12 protein-coding genes are annotated in these 17,380 nt (G+C 69.0%); 5 read left to right on the forward strand and 7 right to left on the reverse strand.

Features of this window, described 5'->3' with window-relative positions; translation table 11 throughout:
- Window positions 1–90: 90 nt before the first annotated feature.
- From DFJ66_RS12960 to DFJ66_RS12990, 7 genes are all read right to left on the reverse strand, one after another.
- Window positions 91–702: a suppressor of fused domain protein gene (locus DFJ66_RS12960; protein ID WP_170199348.1), complete on the reverse strand. Its 612-nt coding sequence runs from the start codon at window positions 700–702 to the stop codon at window positions 91–93.
- A gap of 387 nt (window positions 703–1,089) precedes the next feature.
- Window positions 1,090–1,530 carry a hypothetical protein gene (locus DFJ66_RS12965; protein WP_121221129.1) on the reverse strand — a complete coding sequence of 147 codons (441 nt, stop codon included), beginning with the start codon at window positions 1,528–1,530 and terminating at the stop codon, window positions 1,090–1,092.
- A gap of 8 nt (window positions 1,531–1,538) precedes the next feature.
- Complete coding sequence (locus tag DFJ66_RS12970) at window positions 1,539–9,314, reverse strand: RICIN domain-containing protein (protein WP_121221131.1); 7,776 nt, start codon at window positions 9,312–9,314, stop codon at window positions 1,539–1,541.
- A 212-nt stretch (window positions 9,315–9,526) separates the two neighbouring features.
- Window positions 9,527–9,814 (reverse strand): hypothetical protein, encoded by a 288-nt coding sequence (locus tag DFJ66_RS12975; protein ID WP_211351116.1) that lies wholly within the window; start codon window positions 9,812–9,814, stop codon window positions 9,527–9,529.
- A gap of 898 nt (window positions 9,815–10,712) precedes the next feature.
- Complete coding sequence (locus DFJ66_RS12980) at window positions 10,713–11,126, reverse strand: helix-turn-helix domain-containing protein (protein ID WP_121221135.1); 414 nt, start codon at window positions 11,124–11,126, stop codon at window positions 10,713–10,715.
- A gap of 126 nt (window positions 11,127–11,252) precedes the next feature.
- A complete protein-coding gene (locus DFJ66_RS12985) occupies window positions 11,253–11,789 on the reverse strand; it encodes a helix-turn-helix domain-containing protein (protein WP_121221137.1) in 537 nt (178 codons plus the stop codon).
- Window positions 11,790–11,811: 22 nt separating this feature from the next.
- Window positions 11,812–12,618: an inositol monophosphatase family protein gene (locus tag DFJ66_RS12990; protein WP_170199350.1), complete on the reverse strand. Its 807-nt coding sequence runs from the start codon at window positions 12,616–12,618 to the stop codon at window positions 11,812–11,814.
- Window positions 12,619–12,942: 324 nt separating this feature from the next.
- On the opposite strand from DFJ66_RS12990, the gene DFJ66_RS12995 reads away from it, so the two are divergent.
- From DFJ66_RS12995 to DFJ66_RS13015, 5 genes are all read left to right on the forward strand, one after another.
- Window positions 12,943–13,662 (forward strand): glutaminyl-peptide cyclotransferase, encoded by a 720-nt coding sequence (locus DFJ66_RS12995; RefSeq protein WP_281276700.1) that lies wholly within the window; start codon window positions 12,943–12,945, stop codon window positions 13,660–13,662.
- Window positions 13,663–13,703: 41 nt separating this feature from the next.
- Window positions 13,704–14,786, forward strand: a complete 1,083-nt coding sequence (locus DFJ66_RS13000; protein ID WP_121231084.1) for a C40 family peptidase — start codon at window positions 13,704–13,706, stop codon at window positions 14,784–14,786.
- Between the two features lie 70 nt (window positions 14,787–14,856).
- Window positions 14,857–16,002 (forward strand): hypothetical protein, encoded by a 1,146-nt coding sequence (locus DFJ66_RS13005; RefSeq protein WP_121221143.1) that lies wholly within the window; start codon window positions 14,857–14,859, stop codon window positions 16,000–16,002.
- Between the two features lie 131 nt (window positions 16,003–16,133).
- Window positions 16,134–17,006, forward strand: coding sequence for a hypothetical protein (locus DFJ66_RS13010; protein WP_121221145.1), 873 nt, complete (start codon window positions 16,134–16,136; stop codon window positions 17,004–17,006).
- Between the two features lie 16 nt (window positions 17,007–17,022).
- Window positions 17,023–17,331, forward strand: coding sequence for a hypothetical protein (locus tag DFJ66_RS13015; RefSeq protein ID WP_147459244.1), 309 nt, complete (start codon window positions 17,023–17,025; stop codon window positions 17,329–17,331).
- Window positions 17,332–17,380 lie beyond the last annotated feature (49 nt).

The raw sequence follows: 17,380 nt of genomic DNA on the forward strand, positions 1-17,380 counted from the left end.
ACCGTCGAGGTGCTGAGCGCTCCTGGTGCGGCCTGCACGGTCCCCTCCACCGGGCGGGTACGACAACCGAACCCGCCCGTCCGACCTACTTCACCCTGTCCGGAAGGGAATGCCGGGTCGCCGGAGGTCGCCGATGTCCGGGTCCAGCCGCCCCATTTCCTCGTCGAAGCCCTCGATGCCCAGGCGTACCACCGCGTCCACTTCCTCGTCGCGCAGCGGCACGAGCAGGCAGAACACGGTCAGCGCGTTCGGCTGTTCGACGAACTGGAACGACTCCTCGAAAACCGCGGCGGGGGTCGGGTAGAGGAAGCTGAGGTCGTCGCTGCCCGGCACGGGGCTGCCCAACTTCAGCGGGACGCCCCAGTCCAGCAAGCCGTGTTGACTGGTGTAGAGGTCGGCCACGCGGGCGAAGAAGTCGAGCATCGCCTCCGTCACGTACTCGGTGCGCAGCACCATGACCAGTTCCTGCGCGAGCCCTTCCTCGCCGGCGAAGGCGTGCTCGCGCGCGAAGGATGCCAACCCGTTGGTGACCAAGGTGGTTTGCCCGGTTCCGGGGGCGTCGCGGTGCTCGTGGAGGTCGATCGTCGCCTTGCCCGCGACCTCGATCGTGCTGAGTGACGTGACCGCCCCCAGATGGTTCTCGAGATGCCGCTTCACGGCGTCCCGAGAACCATCGCGGTGTTTTCTCTTGCCGAACCGCACGGTTCTCCTATCGTCTTCCCCGGGTACAGGCAGGGCCACGCAGGTTTGCTCCGGTGATAGCAGGATTCAGGAACGCCTTCATGGTCGGCCAAGAACGCTTTTGAAGCTTGCGGACGAGGGCTCCAGCCCTGAACGTCACAGGCGAGATCGGAGACCGGGGCGCGGAGGCCCGTATTCTTACCGGTCGCACGCCGGAATACAGCACCGTCGACGACAGTCCGAAGCACTGCACTGCCTGACCCAGTCACTCGGGCTCACGCGGGACCTCGGCGATCGCTACTACGAGGCGGTGAACCCGTACGGCCTCGGCGGTGCGCTGCTGGTCGGGGGGCGATACCGAGGCGGCGTTTGGTCCGGGTACGGCCAGGCCCTGGCGCTGCGCGAGCGCTAGTTCGTGTTGGCCTGCACCGACTCGGCCCACGCTCGGATGTGCGCGAGCGCGGGTTCCAGCATCAAGCCCAGCACGGCGCGCAGCCGCTCGACGTCATCGAAAACGAACCATATGCCCGTCGCTCGGCTCCTCAACATTACATTGTCGGCGTAGAGGTTGATCAGCGTTTTTCTGCCGATGGTCTTCTCGAGAGTATGCGGGCCGATCTGGAACCGGTATTCACCCGTTACGTTGTTCCACTTATCCTTCCGGGTATTGTCCTGCACCTCGAGGAGAAATGCCCAGCCGAGCTGAGGGTCCCAGCCGAACTTGTCCAGCACGAACTTGAACTGGACACCGCCGGGCAGGCGGTAGGTACCCCGACTTCCGGTAAACCCCTTTTCCCGGATCAGGTGCTCGAATTCGGCGAGGACCGCGTCGAAGTCCGCTCGCTTCATAACCGCCGCTACCTCCGGTAGACGTATGTGCGAAGCCCGTACCTGCGGTGGATCCATGCGTCCTTTGCACGTTGGAGAACAGTGTACCGCGACTTGCCTGCCTTGACCTCGACGAGGAATGCGCCGCGAGGGCCGGTGACCTTGAGGTCGGCGAACCGTCGGCCGAGAGGCGTCCAGAAGTAGACCTGCGCCTCCACGTTCGCCCTGCCGTAGCGCTTTTCCATGCTTTTCTGCACTCGAAGTTCGAGTTTCTTTCCTGCGGCGCGGTTCGCGGCGAGGCAGGCCGCCGACGCGTTGTGCACCAGCACTGCCGCCGTGCCGGTGACGACGCTGTAGGTGTGGACGGCCGAGACGTTGAGGTTGTAGACCAGTTGGCCGGTGACGCCGAGGTCGCGGACGTGCCGGATCGCCGCCGTGGCGCCCCCGGGCAGGAGCACCCGGTCGCCGATGCCGATGTCGCGGGCGTCGGTCCAGCCCTTGCCGTCGACCCAGATCGGGTGGTTGGCGGTCGCGGTGATCGGCACACCGCCGCCGTCCACCCCGAACTCGATCAGGTGCTTGGCGCCGTGGCTGACGAACACTTCGACGACCGGTTGGGCGTACTCGGCCCCGGTGACGGGGTCGGCGGCGTGCACCAGGTCGCCCACCTGGATCTCGCTGATCGGCCGCGCGGTGCCGTCCGCCATCGCGACGAGCGTCTCCGGCGTGAACGAATTGCACCCGCCGCCCCGGCCACGCGGAACGGCCGACCGCTGCGGCTTGGCCAGCCGGGACGCCATCTTGGGCACGCTCCGCGAGGCGGCCTTGACCGCCGCCATGCCGGCCTTGACCGCGGCACCGGCACCGACGAGGTTGGCCGCCGCCGTGATCGCCATCTCGGCGGCCTTGCGGTAGTTGCCGGTCGCGGCGTAGGCCACCGTCGACACCGCGCCGGCCGCCGCGCCGATCGGGCCGGGGATGTAGGAGGCGACCTCCGCGACCTTCGCGACGACGTTGCCGACCTTCTTCAGCCAGCCCCACCGGCCGTCCAGGTCGGTGCAGTTGACCGGGTCCCCGGCGCAGTAGTCGTACGGGGTGGCATTGCCGCCGTCCTCCGGGTCGGGCTGCCAGAACCGGCCGGTGCCCGGGTGGTAGAGCCGCACGCCCATCAGCACCACGCCGCCGAGCGCCTCCGCGGAGCGCTGCTTGCCGCCCAGCCAGGCGTAGCGGGCGGTCGCGGCGGCCGGGGTGTCGGCCGAGGGGACGCCGTACTCGTCGGCGTCGAGCACGGTGACCGCGCCCAGCTGCCCCGAGGCCACCGGGACGGTGGCCATGACGTCGCCGTGCAGGTTGGTCAGTTGCAGGGCGATGTCACCGGACAGGCCGGTGGTCAGCGCCAAGTCACCCTCGGGGCTGGAGACGTTGCGTGTGACGTTGGTGTTCTGGGTGACGTCCTCGGTGATCCAGCGCGGCTCGTCGGAGTCGTCGGCGTAGTGGTTGACCTTGGTCACCGCGTTGGCCCACGTGCCGTTGACCAGCTTCTCCGCGGTGAACGCCCGCTGCCGCAGCGCCGGGTCCAGCGTCCACGCGATCCGCTTGTCGGCGGTTTGCTGCGACCGGACGAGGTCGTTGACGTAGAAGCTGTTCTGGACACCGTCGGGGGTGGCGGTGATGCGGCCGAAGGCGTCGTACACCCAGCTCGGGTCGGTCAGCCGGTCGGCCGAGTCGTAGGTGTGCGTGCTGGACTGCGCCGGTTCACCTTCGCCAGGACACGCGCCCGCGGTCGAGGCGGACCGCGTGGACCTGCCAGTCCGGTTGGTGCGCCGGTCGAAGGTGTAGGTCCGCACCGTGCACAGGCCGGTCGCGGCCGAGGTGTCCTGCACCTTGGTCAACCGGCCCAGGGTGTCGTAGCTGTAGCGCTTGTCCGACCCGGGGCCGGTGTGCCGCAGCCACTGTCCCTGCGCGTTCTCCACGACCGCGCTGGCGGCGATGACCGTGCCGTCCTTGCGGTACGTCCGCGCCACCGGGATTCCCGCCGGGTCGAGCTGCTGGTCCATCACCACGCCGCCGGGCAGGTCCAAGCCGACGATCTGCCCGTCTGGACCGTACCGGGTGCCGATCGCGCCGCCGACGCTGTCGGTCACCGACGTGACCAGGCCACGCGGCTCGGCGACACGGTCGTAGGTGAACGTCTGACTGGTGCCGATCGAGTCCGTGATCTTCGCGGGCTTTCCGAACCGGTCGAACTCGGTGGCCGTCCACGCCCCGTCCGCGTCGGTGTAACGCACCAACCGACCCAACCGGTCGAACTCCCGGGACACCTTGGTGCCGTCCGCGAACTTCGTGGTCAGCGCGTCACCGGAGACCGGGTCGTAGTCGGTGCCGACCTGCTGCACCGCCTCACCCACGTCACCCGTGATCACCGTACCGACCAGGCGGTCCGCCCCGTCGTAGGTGTTGACCGTCGTGCGGGTCTTGCCCGCGACTGTCTCGGTGATCCGGTCCGGCTCGCCGAACTTGGTGTAGGACTCGACCCGCTTGACGGGCATCTCGCCGACCATGCGCGCGGCGTCGTGACCGGTGATCGCGCCCACGGCGCGCACCACGCACGCCTGCCCCGCCCACTCAGGACGGTTGCCGCACGCCGCGTCGTCGGGGTTGGCGCCCGCGGTGTAGAACACCGACCGCACGGTGCCGGCGTCGGAGCCGCTGGAGTCGATCTTGCGCGACTCCCGCGCGCGGCCCTGGTCGTCGTACTTTGTGGCCGCTTCCAGCGGCTGCGCGGTCTCGGCCGCGGTGATCACCTTGGTGGCCTTGCGCAGCGTCCAGCCGGACGCCCCACCGTACATCGGCCCGTACTCGCGCTTGGTGATCCGGACGTCCTGCTCGTCGGCCATCCCGACGACCCGGGCGCCGACGCGTTCGGTCGTGGGCAGGTGGTAGGCGACGCCGTCGGGCTTGCCCTCGTCGTAGCTGGTGCGGGTGATCGCCCGTGCGTTGACCAGTGTGCTCGGGTCGTTGGCCAGCGCGATGCGGTGCAGCGGGCCCAGCGCTTCGAGCAGATCCAGGCCGTCGCTGCCGTAGGTGGACCGGGAGTCCAGCCAGGTCGCGCGGGTTTTGCTGTCGTACTGGGCGAGCCCGAGGGTCGACAGGTCGGCCTCGGCGTTCGGTGCCTGGCCCAGCGCCAGGGCGCGGTTGGACGACTCCAGGGTGCGCACGACGTTGCCGAAGCGGTCGTACTCGTGGGTGTCGATGTGCCCGCCCGGGGTGGCGGTGTTGGCCTCCTTGCCCGAGGCGTTCAGGTAGTGCACGGTCGCCGCGCGGTAGCCGTCCGCGCCGGGGCTCGACGCCGAGGCGGTGTGCACCGAGACCGGGTCCTCGGGACCGAACACGGCCACCGCGTCGGTCGGGGCGTCGGCTTGTGCCCAGGTCGCGATCGCGGTGGCGTCGAGGTCGTGCGGTCCACCGGCGGCACGAGTGAGCGGGACGCCGTACACGACGATGGTGGCGATCTCGCCGTCGACCTGGTCCTTGGTGCCCGGCCGCAGGGCGTCGCGGCGGACCTTCAGCAGGCGGCCGGTGTTGGGGTCACCGCTGCCGGCCGCGCCGAAGGTGAACTTCCACGGCAGGTCGCCCGGCTGGCCGATCTCGGTGACGTGACCCGCGGCGTCGTAGGCGTAGGAGGTCTTCAACGGCTGGGCCAAGCGCGGGTCCCACACCTCCCGCAAGCGGCCCTGGTCGTCGTAGGCGTACCGGGCGACATCCACCTTGGACACCGCACCGGTCGCCGGGTCGGTGGTCCACGCAGCGATGGCGCGGATCTGGCCCGCGATATCGCCGAACGCGGTGGCGGTGGCGGTCGTGGTGGCGGCGTAGTCGTACTCCAGCGCCTCACAGCCGCGCGCGGGTGTCGCGGTGGTGCAGTCGCCGATGCCCGGCTCCTGCGGTGCGATCACGCGCTTGATGCGGAGCTGGTCGTCGGTGTTGTCGTAGGTGTAGCGGGTGGTGTTGGCCTGGAGTGGCGGGGTCGCCGTCTCCACCACGTACCGGTCGGTGCCCGCGGGCTTGGCGAACGTGGTCACCGTGCCGTCCAGTTCGGACAGTCGGTAGACGTCGTTCTCCTTGACCAGGGTCAAGTCCTCGGCGCCGGGCTCGGGCCAGAACTTGCCGTCCGGGGTGCGGGTGAACCAGATCGAGGAGCCGCTGGCCTGCTCGACCTGGACGGTGTCCTCGTGCGGGAAGGCCAGGCGGGTGTAGTCGATCTGGGCGGAGTCGACCTCCGCGCCGGTCTCCCAGTGCGGGCCGAACGGCGCGGTGATCTCCCGCAGGGACAGGTCGTCGTAGTAGACCTTCTTGCCGCTCCCCGGCGCGAACCCGTTGTACAGGCGGATGAACGCCTCGGTCGCGTCGGCCGGCACGGTGAAGTCGAGGGTGAGCTGCTGCCAGGCGTCCACCGCAGAGGGCCGCGCGGTCGACCACTCGCGGTAGCCCGCCGGGGTCTTCGCGAACGCGGTCATCTTCAGGCCGCGCCCGAACTCGGGTTGCAGACCGCTCGCCGCCGGGACGTAGATCCACCCGGTGACCCGGTAAGTGCGGCCGGCCTTCATGCCCAACCGCATCCCGCCGCTCATGTCGCCCTCGATCGAGGCGAACGTGTCGTTGCCCGACTGGTTGCCGGTCGGCGCGGTCACCTCCAGCGAGTCGGTGCTGTCGTGACCGCGCTCGGTGTTGCGCGCGATGGACGCGGTGTTGCCCACGAACCCGGCCATGTCCGTCGACACCTTCTGCTGGTTGGTCGTCAACCGCTGCCGCTGCAACTGGAAACCGTGCCGCGGATCGCGCGAGGAGGACGTGCGCGACACCGACAGGCCGAACTCCTCGGCGTCGGTCGAGTTGACGGAGTAGTCGCCGGTGAGCAGGTTGACCGAGCCCGGACCGATGGACGTGCTCGCCGCGTTGTCCGCGCTCGGGTCGACCACCGCAGTACGCCATGCGGTGGCGTACGTGCCGTTGCCGGCGCTGTCCGTGGCCAGCACGGCCTTGACCTGCACGACGCCGGCGGCCTCGCCGAGGGTGTCCACCGCGTTCCACACCGCGAACTCCCCGTAGGAGTTCAGCGGCACGAACCCGCTGCCCAGTGGCGACCCATCGGCTTTGGTCAGGTGCGCGGGCGGGATGTCGGACTCCACCGCCGCGCCCGGACCTCGCCGCCACATGAACTTGACGTGCGTGAACACCGGTTCGCCGACGACCTGGAGTTGCACCCGCCGTGGCACCCGTACGCCTTCGGCGGGGCGCAGCAGGCCAGCGCGGCCGACGTGGAAGGTGTAGGAGGTGATGCCGGACAGGCGCCCGGAGCGGTCCTTGGTGCGGACGTTGAGCGTGTGCTGACCGTCGGTGGCCGGGGTGATGGACGGGGTGGCCTTGCCGTCCGCGCCCGCGACCGCCTCGGTGGTCGGCACGGCGTCCAGCGCCCACAGGTAGGAGTGCACGTCGGCGGTACCGGCTGGCGGGGTGAAGGTGAACGTGCCCGCCTGGTTCGCGCCCTTGTACCACTTGTTGTCGTTCGGGTAGTCGGTCGAGGACACGAACGGCGCCCCTGGGTCCACCGTGTCCACGGTGAACTGGAGCCACTGGAGGTTCACGCCCGGGTCCGGCGCGGCGTCGAGCCGGAACTTCTGGCAAGTGCAGCCGTTGCCGGTCCACGTCCAGATCTTCTGCCCGTTGTCCGGGCTGCCGTACTGGACGTCCATGACCTTGCCCGAGTGCTTGGCCACCAGCGTGTACTCGCCGTTGCCGACCCGGTCCAGCCGCCACTTCTGGCAGTCGTTGCCGTTGCCCGGCCACTGGATGACCTGCGTGCCGTCGGCTGTGCCGCAACCGGCGACGTCCAACACATGGTCGGAGTGCCGTGCCCGGAGCATGTAGTAGCCGTCACCGGTGCCCACCAATGCGAACCGCTGACAGCCTCCACCCCAGTAGTCCCACTGGATCGCGTGCGTGCCCGCCGCGGTCGAACACCCGGCGATGTCCACCGCCTTGCCCGAATGCACCGGGCGGATCGCCACGAACGCGTCCCCGGCCCAGTCGTGCGCGTCAAACGACGTGGCCCGGAAGCGATACGTCCTGCCCGGCTGAAGCAGCCCGTCCGGCACCTTCCAGGTCGCCACACTGCCCGACGGCACACCCCACACCCAATGGTCGGTCACCATCGTGTCGCCGTCGTAGACGTAGAAGACCGCCGTGACCGTGCCGCCATCGGGGTCGCTGGGCCGGAACGACAACGTCGGGGTGGTGCTGCGGGTGAACGTCTGGCCGCCCGAGTCACCGCGGTCGGACACGTCCAAGCCCGTCGCCGGGTCCGGACGGGAGTTGTAGTCGATCGTGATGTGCGGCGTGGCCTCGGCTTCGGCGGAGTCGAACCTCTTCCAGCCGTAGTTGTCGCTCTCGTTGGCCGCCTTGGCCATGATCCCGAGCATGTTCGATCCGTTGTCCGCGCCCAGCTGCACCAGACCGCGGATGTCGCTGCCGACCCAGCCGTCGTCGCACGACGCGGAGTGGCCCCTGGTCTCGCTCGACGTCGACCAGCGCGTGTACCACGGCGGCTGCGAGTTCCAGTTGGTCGACCAGTCCACCAGGCCGGTGTCCCACAACTCCCAGTCCCGCGCCTCGCACGACCAGGAATGCCACTCCCACAGGTTCAACCGCGCGCTGTGGATGCGGCGACCCTTGAACTGCGCGACGTCGAAGTTGAAGTAGCTGCGTGCGACGGTCGCCCCGCCATCGAACGTGCCCAGCCGCAGTTCCGATTGCCCGCCGGTGTCCACGGTCGTCCCGGTCTGCACGTACTTGTCGTACACGGGCCCCAGGTACACCACGGGGTCGATGACCACGGGGTACTGCGTGTCGGCGTGCTTGAGGAAGGACTCGTCCGCCGTCAACGTCAGCTCGGTGACCGTCTGCCCCGCCGCCCGCGCCTGACCCGGCGCGACCTCCACGCCCACCGGATGCTTCTTGACCGGGTCACCGGTCTTCTCGTGCCGCTTCGCGTCCCACATCTCCGGCTGCGGGATCGCACCGACCACGTTGCCGGAGCCGTCCACCAATTCCGTGTGGCCGTCGTCCTTCCGCTTGGGCGTCGCACCCTTGGTCCGCAAGGGCAGCGTCAACCGCACCGGTTCCTTCGGGCGTTCCTTCAACACCAGGAACTGCTCGAACCCGGTCCGCGTCGCCTCCACCACCAGGTCCGCGCCCGGCCGCGCATCGGGATAGACGACCTTGCGGCCCTCGATCCTCGGCGCGGGCAGGACACCCCGCCACTGCAACGCGACCTCGGTCTCGCCATGCCGCAACGACGCCAGATCCCGCACCGCGTCCGCCGTGCCACCCGCACCCGCGAACACCAGATCACGCGGATGCACCCGAGGCGCGATCGACCCGTCCGCCCTCTGATCCAGCGTCAGGTCCACCGGCACCCACGCGTCACCACGCTTGACCCGCACCGGACCCGCGTGGATCTCCGTGGTCAGCTTCCCGTCCGGGTTGACGAACGTCGCCGAGTTCTCCGTGCGCTCGCTCAACGCCTCCACACGGATCTTGTGCAACGCCGCCGTCGCCCGCGCCGACGGGATGTCCGCCGCCTCGTTCCGCACCGGAGGCGTCTCCGACACCGGAGGCTGCGCCGCCGCGACCGCGGGCGTCACCCCCGCCGCCACCGCCGTGGACGCCACCATCACGAACGCGACCGCGACCGCCAACCCCCGTCTGAACGGGTTCTCGGCACGCGAAGACTGCGACCCGGACACAGACGGACCCCCAGAAGCGAAAGCGAGGACGTTGCTCGACCGACGCGCACGTCGACCGGCGCACATCACACCCCACGAACGCCTTAGTAAGAAGACCCCGAACGGAGCAACGAAACATTCGTGGACAAACCACCTACCGCTCAATCAAGTAAAATAGCAACAGGGCGGCACAACACGGAGAAAGGGTTTTATCGCCGCACCGAAGCTCGGTGTTACATGATGTGCCACACAACCACACCGACCATGCATGGCCAACGCACAATCACATCGCCGCTAACGACCTCGATTTCCGAAGAAATCAGACAGCAGCTCAGCGTGCCGGCCGTCGCGCCCTCGAGGACCGCGCCGAGATCAACAGGTTCTTCAACCAAGTGCCTGAACACGTCGACGACGTCATGGCCCTCGCCGTACGCGATGCCGGTGGTCCATCCCACCACGACGCACGTGGGACGACCTCGCCGTGGTCCTACCGACGCCGGACGCGGCTTCGAGGCGACCATCTGCGAAAGGCTAGCCGCCTCGACCGGGCTGGCAGTCGATTGATCGTGAGGGTGCTGCTCGCCGCCGAATACGACGTGCCTGATCTTGCAAGCCGACCAGCCATCCTCAGGCCTGCTTGGACCTGCGAGATCACCGAAATCGACGCTCCCCGGTACGGGGCGTTGTCGAGTCGATCGAGGGCCTCGTCAGGCTAATGGAGGAGCAGCCGCAGCACCTGAACCTGCCGCATCCCGGTGCCGACCCATCGCCATGTAGAGCTCCGTTGCAATCCCCGCCTGGACTTGATCCTGGCGCTGTACGTCAGCGCCGAACTCCTGCCAGTTCCACGCCTCGTTGCGATCCCCGCCAGGACGAAAGTCCCGGCGCTGCGCGCTCGACGCACCGCCGATGATCTCTTGCAGGTAGTTGCGATCCCCGCCAGGACGCGAGTCCCGGCGCTGCCCGGGGCCGGGGGTGAGACCGCCGTTCACATCACGTTGCGATCCCGCCAGGACGCGAGTCCCGGCGCTGCCTGGGCGGTCTCCCCCGAGGTGCAGGCCACACCCTCAACGGTTGCGATCCCCGCCAGGACGCGAGTCCCGGCGCTGCGGGCCGAGCCAGGCGGTGGTGGTGTCCCAGCCGCCGTTGCGATCCCCGCCAGGACGCGAGTCCCGGCGCTGCGTGCGACGCCTCATCGCGTCCGGGGTGGAGATGGTGTTGCGATCCCCGCCAGGACGCGAGTCCCGGCGCTGCGGTGCCTGACCAGCACGGTAACAAGCACGCGGGTAGCGAACCATCGCCTGTTCTCGGCTTCTGGGACGACACGCCGTTCTCGCCTTCGGAACCACACGGCGTGTCGCATCACGCCTGAGGTTCCTAGGCCTGCACCGTCGGGGCGGCCTGGCCGCTGATGGTGATTCAGGATGCGCTGTGGTCGTCGTGGCCTACGAGGGTGGTCAGGCGGTCGCCGAGTAGGTAGCGGCGTTTGGCGTCGCGGTGGAGGAGGCGGGCGCTCCACATGGTGATCAGGAGCCGGTGGACGGTGGTCATCGGCAGGTCCAGCTGGGCGCAGATCTGGGAGAGGCGAAGGGGCCTGCCGTCGCGGGCGATAAGTTCCAGGATCTGGAGGAGCCGTTCCAGGTAGTCGCCGCGGCGTGGTTCGCCGGCGGTGGGGTCGCATGGGTGGTCGGCTTGGCGTCGTGGGAGGAACGCTTCCCGCCACGCGCCTGGATGTACCGGTAGCGGGGCGGGGTTCGTGGTGGTGTGGTGCCTGGTGGGGAAATCCCGCTCTGAGTTTGCGGCGCGCGTGTGGGGTGACGGCGATGTGAACATGATTCGACTCCTCGTAAGCCATGTCGACAGTGTTTGTGTCGGTGGTTCGAGTGTCGAAAGCGTCGGCTGGGCGGGCAAGGTTTCACGGTATTCGAATCGTGCGAATAGGGCCGAAATGTCGCTGGGTCAGGCGGCTTGTGCCTGTGGCACCGCTGGGGCGCGGGAGGCGGTGAATGCGATGGCCGCGAGGGCGGGGGTGATGCGGAGTGCTCGTGCCAGGCGGTGTGCGAGGGGTGGGGGTAGGTGGCCGGTGCGTTCGTAGTGGTCGACGGCTTGTTCGCTGATGCCGATGATCGCGGCGAGCAGTGGTCCTTGCTCGGGGCCGAGGTAGCCCTGTTCCCACATGGCCAGGCGGTGGGGTTTGACCGCGAGGCGGTGGGCAAGTTCGGCCGCGGTGACCGCGCGCAGGCTGCGGAGGTCGGGGATGGTGGGTGGGCCGTCGGGGAGGTGTTGGAGTTGGGCGGGGACGAGGCGCAGTTCGGCGCAGACGAGTCGGAGGTCGGCTGCGGAGATGGGGGTGATGCCTCGTTCCCAGCGGTAGATCTTGTTGTCGTGGATGGACAGCCGCCGCGCGAGTTCGACCTGGGTGAGATGGGCGCGCTTGCGGTGGGCGGTCAGGGCCGCGGGGTTGAACAGCGGGATGTCGGTTGCGTGCGAGGGCATGGCGGTGTCTCCCTGGTGTCGGTCAGGCGGTGAGGTCGGGCTGCGGCGTCATGCCCGTCGCGTCGGTCGTGGACAGTGCGTGGGCGAGTTGGGTCGCGATGGCGGGTGAGGCGGCGTGCAGCAGGCCTCCGGTGTGCTGGACTACGGCGTCGGCTTCTTGTGCGATGAGGACGGCGGCTCGCCACGCGTGCGGGTCGAGGTGGTGTTGGTAGAAGCCGTCGAGGGCTCCGGAGGCGACCCAGCAGAGGGTCAATGCCGGTGATCCGAAGAGGCGCAGGTCGCCGACTCTGGTGGCCAGGCGTGCGGCGATGCGTGCTTCGCGGCGACGGCGGGCGGGGTCGGTGCTGAACCCGGCGGCGACCAGGGCGCGGCGGAGGTCGGTTTGCGATCCGGCGTTGACGGGGAGCCGGCGGGTTCCGTGGCGTGGGTCGAGCAGTCGGGTGCCGTGGTCCAGGGAGGCCGACCAGAGCCTGCCCGTGGCGGGTTCGGCGACGGCGCCGGCGAGGGTGACGCCGTCGAGCACTGCGGCGACGGAGACGGTGTAGGCGGGTAGTCCGGAGGCGAGATTGCGATCGCCGCCGATCGGGTCGACGTACCACTCGATGTCGGCCGGTCGGATGAGGTCGAACTGCGCGCGTTCTCTGGCCTTGAGTCGATCGAGTGCCGTGTCGATGGCGCTGTGCGCCAGGGCCTGGGCTCGGATACGGCCGGACGGGGCTGCGGGTAGTCGGGCGGGCGGTGTGCGCTGAGCTTGGTCCCTGCGGACGGCGACGGCACCCGTCGCCGCCAGGTACTCGGCGACCTCCTGGACTCGCGTCAGGTCATTCACGACTTCCCCCTCGGTAATGTCCGGATTTGATTCGAAGGTAAACCGCGACCCCGACTTCGACACCTTTTCCGATTGACGGGAGTAATCGCCGGCCAGCCGTTATCTCATGGTCCGGAAATTCCGGTGAATCGAGCGTCGAACAGTGACATTCCGTCCTTCCCGGATGACGGTCGAGTCCCGGTATCCGCACGGAAGGGCGATGTGGTGGACGTACAGCGGCGAGTCAGGAGTCGGCTGGTGGTCGCAGCCGCAGTGGTCGCGGTCCTGTCGGCGTGCGACGCCCGGTCGGTGACTCCGGTCGCCCAGCCGAACCCGGCGTCGAGCGTGTCATCTCCGCAGGTTCGAGACGTTGCACAAGTCGCGTCGGCGCGGGTGGTGGCATTGGTCGGCGCGGACGGTTCGAGCAGTCGTGCCCTGGTTTCCGTGGGCAGCGAATTGCTGGAGTCGGTCGATACGCCGGTCGGGAGCGCGGTCAGGGCTGTCGCCGGCGACGGTCGGGTGCGACTTCAGGTCGAGTTGGGCGACGGGACGCGGGCGGGTGGCCTTGCCCGGGTGCCGGCGGGACTGTGGCAGTTCACAGTGGACGGTGACGTGGCGGTGCTGCGTGATCCGTTGACGCTGTGGGAGATCCGACGGATTCGGGTCGGCGCGGGGTGGGGCGCGTGCTCCACCGGCGAGGTGGTCGTGCAGAGCGACGGCACGAACAGGTTGGTGACCCGTGACCCGCGGAATCTGGTGGAGCTCGGCTCGGTGCGGATCACGGGTCACTGGGTGGCCGCGCAGCGGCTGGCGGGGTTAGCGTGCGTGCAGGTCGAGGGCAGGCCGCAGGTGTGGGCGTTGGTCGCGGGCTCGGACTGGGTGGTGCGCGTCGACCCGGGGCGCGGTGTTGTGACGGCGGTGGCGAGCCTGGCGCGGATCCGGGCGGAGAAGGTGGGGCTGGGTGGCGCGATCGGTGCGATCGCCGCGACTTCGGAACCGGACGTTTTCTGGGTGTCCGGCGCGTTCCCGTACCGGTTCAAGGTGCGGCTGGTGATCGGATCGTGAACCGATTCGCCGCAGCTGCCATTCACAGGGGAGGCGTGCTGATGAAGCTGTTCTCTGCGTTCGCGGCCATGGCGGTGTCACTCGTCCTGGCGGCGGGGATGCTGATGCCGCACCGCCGAGCTGACGCGGATACCGATCCGGCGTCGTGTCCGGGTGCGCAGGTCGACGAGACGGTTGGCGGTGTGCACCTGTCGCCCGCGCAGACGGCGGTGATCGAGGCGATCCTGAGTGCTAGCAAGGGGATGGGCATCTCGCGTCGTGGGGCGACGATCGCGTTGCAGACCGCGATGCAGGAGAGCACGTTGCGTGCCGACGTGGTCGTCGGCGAGGCGGTCGGAGCGTTCCAGCAGATCGCGCCCGGACCGTTCAGCGCCTACGCCGGCTACGACCGCACCGACCCGTCCGCCGCAGCCAAGGGGTTCTTCACGGTGCTGCTGCGCAGGGTTCCCGGCTACCCCACCGATCCGCGCCCGAACCACGAGCTGGCACAGGTGGTCCAGGCCAGCGGAGCGGGTGCCGCGCTGTACGCCAAGCACCAGTCTTGGGCCGAGGCGGTCACCGCCGTGTCGTTCAGCGGCACCGAGCCTGCGTCAGCCTGCGCCGCCGGTCCGGTGTCGGTGCAGGTCGTCGGCAACACGGTGAAGCTGCCGCCCCAAGCCGGGGTGTCGGGCACGGTGGTGGCGGGGACTGCGCAGGTGGCCAAGGCGATCGCTGCGGCGCTTGCGTGGCTGGGAACCCCGTACGCGTGGGGCGGCGGTGACGAGAACGGTCCTACGCGGGGTATCCGGGACAACGGTGTGGCCGACGCGCACGGCGACTACCTCAAGGTCGGCTTCGATTGCAGCGGCCTGACGCTCTACGCCTACGCCCAAGCCGGCGTCCGCCTGACCCGTCCCTCGGACGCGCAGTTGACCGGCGCACCGCTGGTCGTGCCGTTCTCCCGGGCCCGCCCCGGCGACTTGTTGTTCTGGGGCACGCACCACGTGGCCCTCTACCTCGGCGTGCTGGATAGCCGTCACCTCATGGTGGAGGCGCCTGCGTCTGGCGATGTGGTGAAGGTGTCGCAGGTTCGGCTGGGTGGTGACTTCCGCGGTCTCGCGGCCCGTCCGGTTCCTCAGCAGTAGTCCGAGTCCACAACGGGCTTTTGGCAGTGGATGACGTGACGTTCGAGCATCGAGCGATCGGGATGAAACGATGAGCGGATCCGACCCGACCGGGGCAGAGTTGGCAAGCCGCGACAGTCTTGGGCGGACCAAGGCGATCATCACGCCGGAGGGCTGGCATCCGTCGCAGGTGGATGGGTGGACGTTCGCGTTCGGAGCACACTTGTCCGGTGATCCGGTCGGCATCGTGCTCTTCGAGAAGACGATCGTCTCGGAGGATTGGACGCTCGTACTGCACTTCGACCGCACCGATGAGTCCGTTCTCCTCAACCCGGTGATGGTGTCGGATGCCCAGGGTGAGGAGGCGGTCTTCTGGCCCGACAGCGTCGACGAACTCCACGCGCTCATGTCGGAGATCGGACGTTATGGCACCGCCCACCTGGGGGACGAAGGCTGGACTGTGCAGGCCGCGGTCACCTTGGCCGCTGCCGAGGAGGCGGCGGAGGACGGACGCCGTGTCGTGATGCTGGGCGACAACGAAAAGTGGGTCTTCGCCGACACCCGGACTGTTGTCCCCACCGGCTTCGTGGAGTTCAGCGGCTTCGACGGTGCTCGTGCGCTTCCTCCTCCGAGCAGTGTGTTGACCGATGATCCGGCCACGATGGGCCTGGTCGTCGAGAGGCACTACCGCGGTGAAGGAGTGCGGCACGCCAGTCTGCTTACGCGCGAGATGGTGATATCCACCGTCGTCGGACTGGACTACGACCTCGCCGGCGCCGTGGCCGCGTTCACCGCTCCGGATCGGTTCCAGAAGGCTTACGCACAGGGATTGTGCGATCAGATCGCGGAACACGCGGCGGAGATCCGCGGCTTCGTCGCGATGGCCGACCTGGCCTTGGGTACGCCGGGTTTCGGGGAGCCTGCCTCGTTGTCGCAGTTGTTGACGCGTGAGCAGACTCTTCGGGTCGCCAGCACGCTGGAGGACTTGAGCGGGCATCTGGCGTTGCGGGCGGGAGTCGAGCTCCCGTGGCGGCTCGGCGTTGTGGGGTGGATGGCGAAGGTGGAGCCGGCGCCGGATCTTGCGGTCAAGGGGAAGGCGGCGCGGCCTGCTGTGCAGCGTGCGCGTGCGGTGAACTTGGCGCGTTCGGGGAGTTCTCAGCGCCGGCTGGAATCGTCGGGCGTTGAAGCTGTGCGTTCGCAGGTCCGGCTTGCGGTGTTCAAGGGGCCGGGGCGATGAGCGGCGAGGCTGTGTCGGGGTCTGCCGTCGGGAGGCCGGGCGGGGTGTGGGGTGGGCAGCCGGTGCCCGTTCCGGTCGTGCCGTCCTCGGTCGGTCGCCTCGCTCCGGTTGTCGACCGTGCTCCGTCATCGGTGACCCCGGCGATCCCGGTGCTGGATGACGTGTCGCGGCTGGTGGAGGAGCGGGGTGCGCGGGGTCGGGCTGCCGTGTTGCGGGTGTTGCGGGGTACGGCGCCGGTGGGTCGGGTGGTGGCGGTGCTGGGTATGGCGGGTGCCGGTCGGTCAACGGTGGCGGCGCAGTTGGCGTGTGCTGCGGCGGCGCATCACCCGGGTCCGGTGGTGGTCGTGGACGGGTCGGGGTCGGTGTGGCCGGGTCTGGTTCGACGGCTGCCCGCCGAGCCGGGTTGCGTCCCGGACTGGCCGGACTTCGGTGCGTTGCTGGCGGAGCCGGACCCGGTTCCGACGTTGCGGGCGTTCGTCCACAGCGCACGGCAGGACGTCGGCGACACGGGTGTGCTTGGTCGGGTGGTGCGGTTGGGTGGTATTGCGCCGGCGCGGCGCTTCGAGCCGCTTGCGCCTTCTTCGCTGTTGGCCGCGGTGGAGCTGTGTCGCAGTGTGTGCCGGTTGACCATTGTGGACTGTCCAGCTGAAGCGCACGTTTTGGCTCGGGTGTGTGAGACGGCGGCGGATGCGCTCTTGGTGGTGTGTCGGGCGGATGCGTCGGAGTTGCTGCGGTGCGGGTCGCTGCTGGACTTGCTGGCCCGTGACACCGACCGGGACGTACACGGACGCGCCGTGGTGGTTGCGGTCGGGCATCGGCCGGGGCGGTGGCCCAAGCGGGCTGCGGCGGCGGAGGCCGCAGCCGGTGGTGCGGCGGTGGCGGTGGTGCGGATGCCGTACGACGCCGTGCTGGCCGAGGCCGACTCACCGGTTGCCCACGGAGGTGAGGCGGCGGAGCGGATCACTGCGGTGTGCGCGGTGGTCGCTGAGCAACGACGGTACTGAGTGTGAGGAGAACGTGATGCGTACGTTGGTATGGTTCGCCCAGCCGAGTGGGCCGTTGGATCCGATCGACATCCAGGACGGTCGCAATGCTCCGGGGTTGGCGGCGTTGGAGTCGATGGTCAACTCGATCGCGGTGTACGTGTTGGTAGGCGGCCTCGCGGCGATCGTGATCGGGATCGGCATCGCCGTGGTCGGCCCGCGGTTGGGGTTCCAGCACGCGCGGGGTGTGGGGATCGGCGGCGTGGTCGGCGGGGTGTTCCTCGGGGCGGTCGTCGGGATGGCGTCGATCCTGGTCAACTTCACCTACTCCGTGTTCTCCCAATGAGGCCGGCACGTGCCGCGATGGCCGCCGCGACGATCATCGGCGTCTTTAC

The organism is Saccharothrix variisporea, assembly GCF_003634995.1.
Taxonomy (GTDB): Bacteria; Actinomycetota; Actinomycetes; order Mycobacteriales; family Pseudonocardiaceae; genus Actinosynnema; species Actinosynnema variisporeum.

Coding starts and splice junctions, on each gene's coding strand:
- DFJ66_RS12965 (WP_121221129.1), bottom strand. CDS start 1,530: ATGAAGCGAGCGGACTTCGACGCGGTCCTCGCCGAATTCGAGCACCTG.
- DFJ66_RS12975 (WP_211351116.1), bottom strand. CDS start 9,814: ATGGTCGCCTCGAAGCCGCGTCCGGCGTCGGTAGGACCACGGCGAGGT.
- DFJ66_RS12980 (WP_121221135.1), bottom strand. CDS start 11,126: ATGTTCACATCGCCGTCACCCCACACGCGCGCCGCAAACTCAGAGCGG.
- DFJ66_RS12985 (WP_121221137.1), bottom strand. CDS start 11,789: ATGCCCTCGCACGCAACCGACATCCCGCTGTTCAACCCCGCGGCCCTG.
- DFJ66_RS13000 (WP_121231084.1), top strand. CDS start 13,704: ATGAAGCTGTTCTCTGCGTTCGCGGCCATGGCGGTGTCACTCGTCCTG.
- DFJ66_RS13005 (WP_121221143.1), top strand. CDS start 14,857: ATGAGCGGATCCGACCCGACCGGGGCAGAGTTGGCAAGCCGCGACAGT.
- DFJ66_RS13015 (WP_147459244.1), top strand. CDS start 17,023: ATGCGTACGTTGGTATGGTTCGCCCAGCCGAGTGGGCCGTTGGATCCG.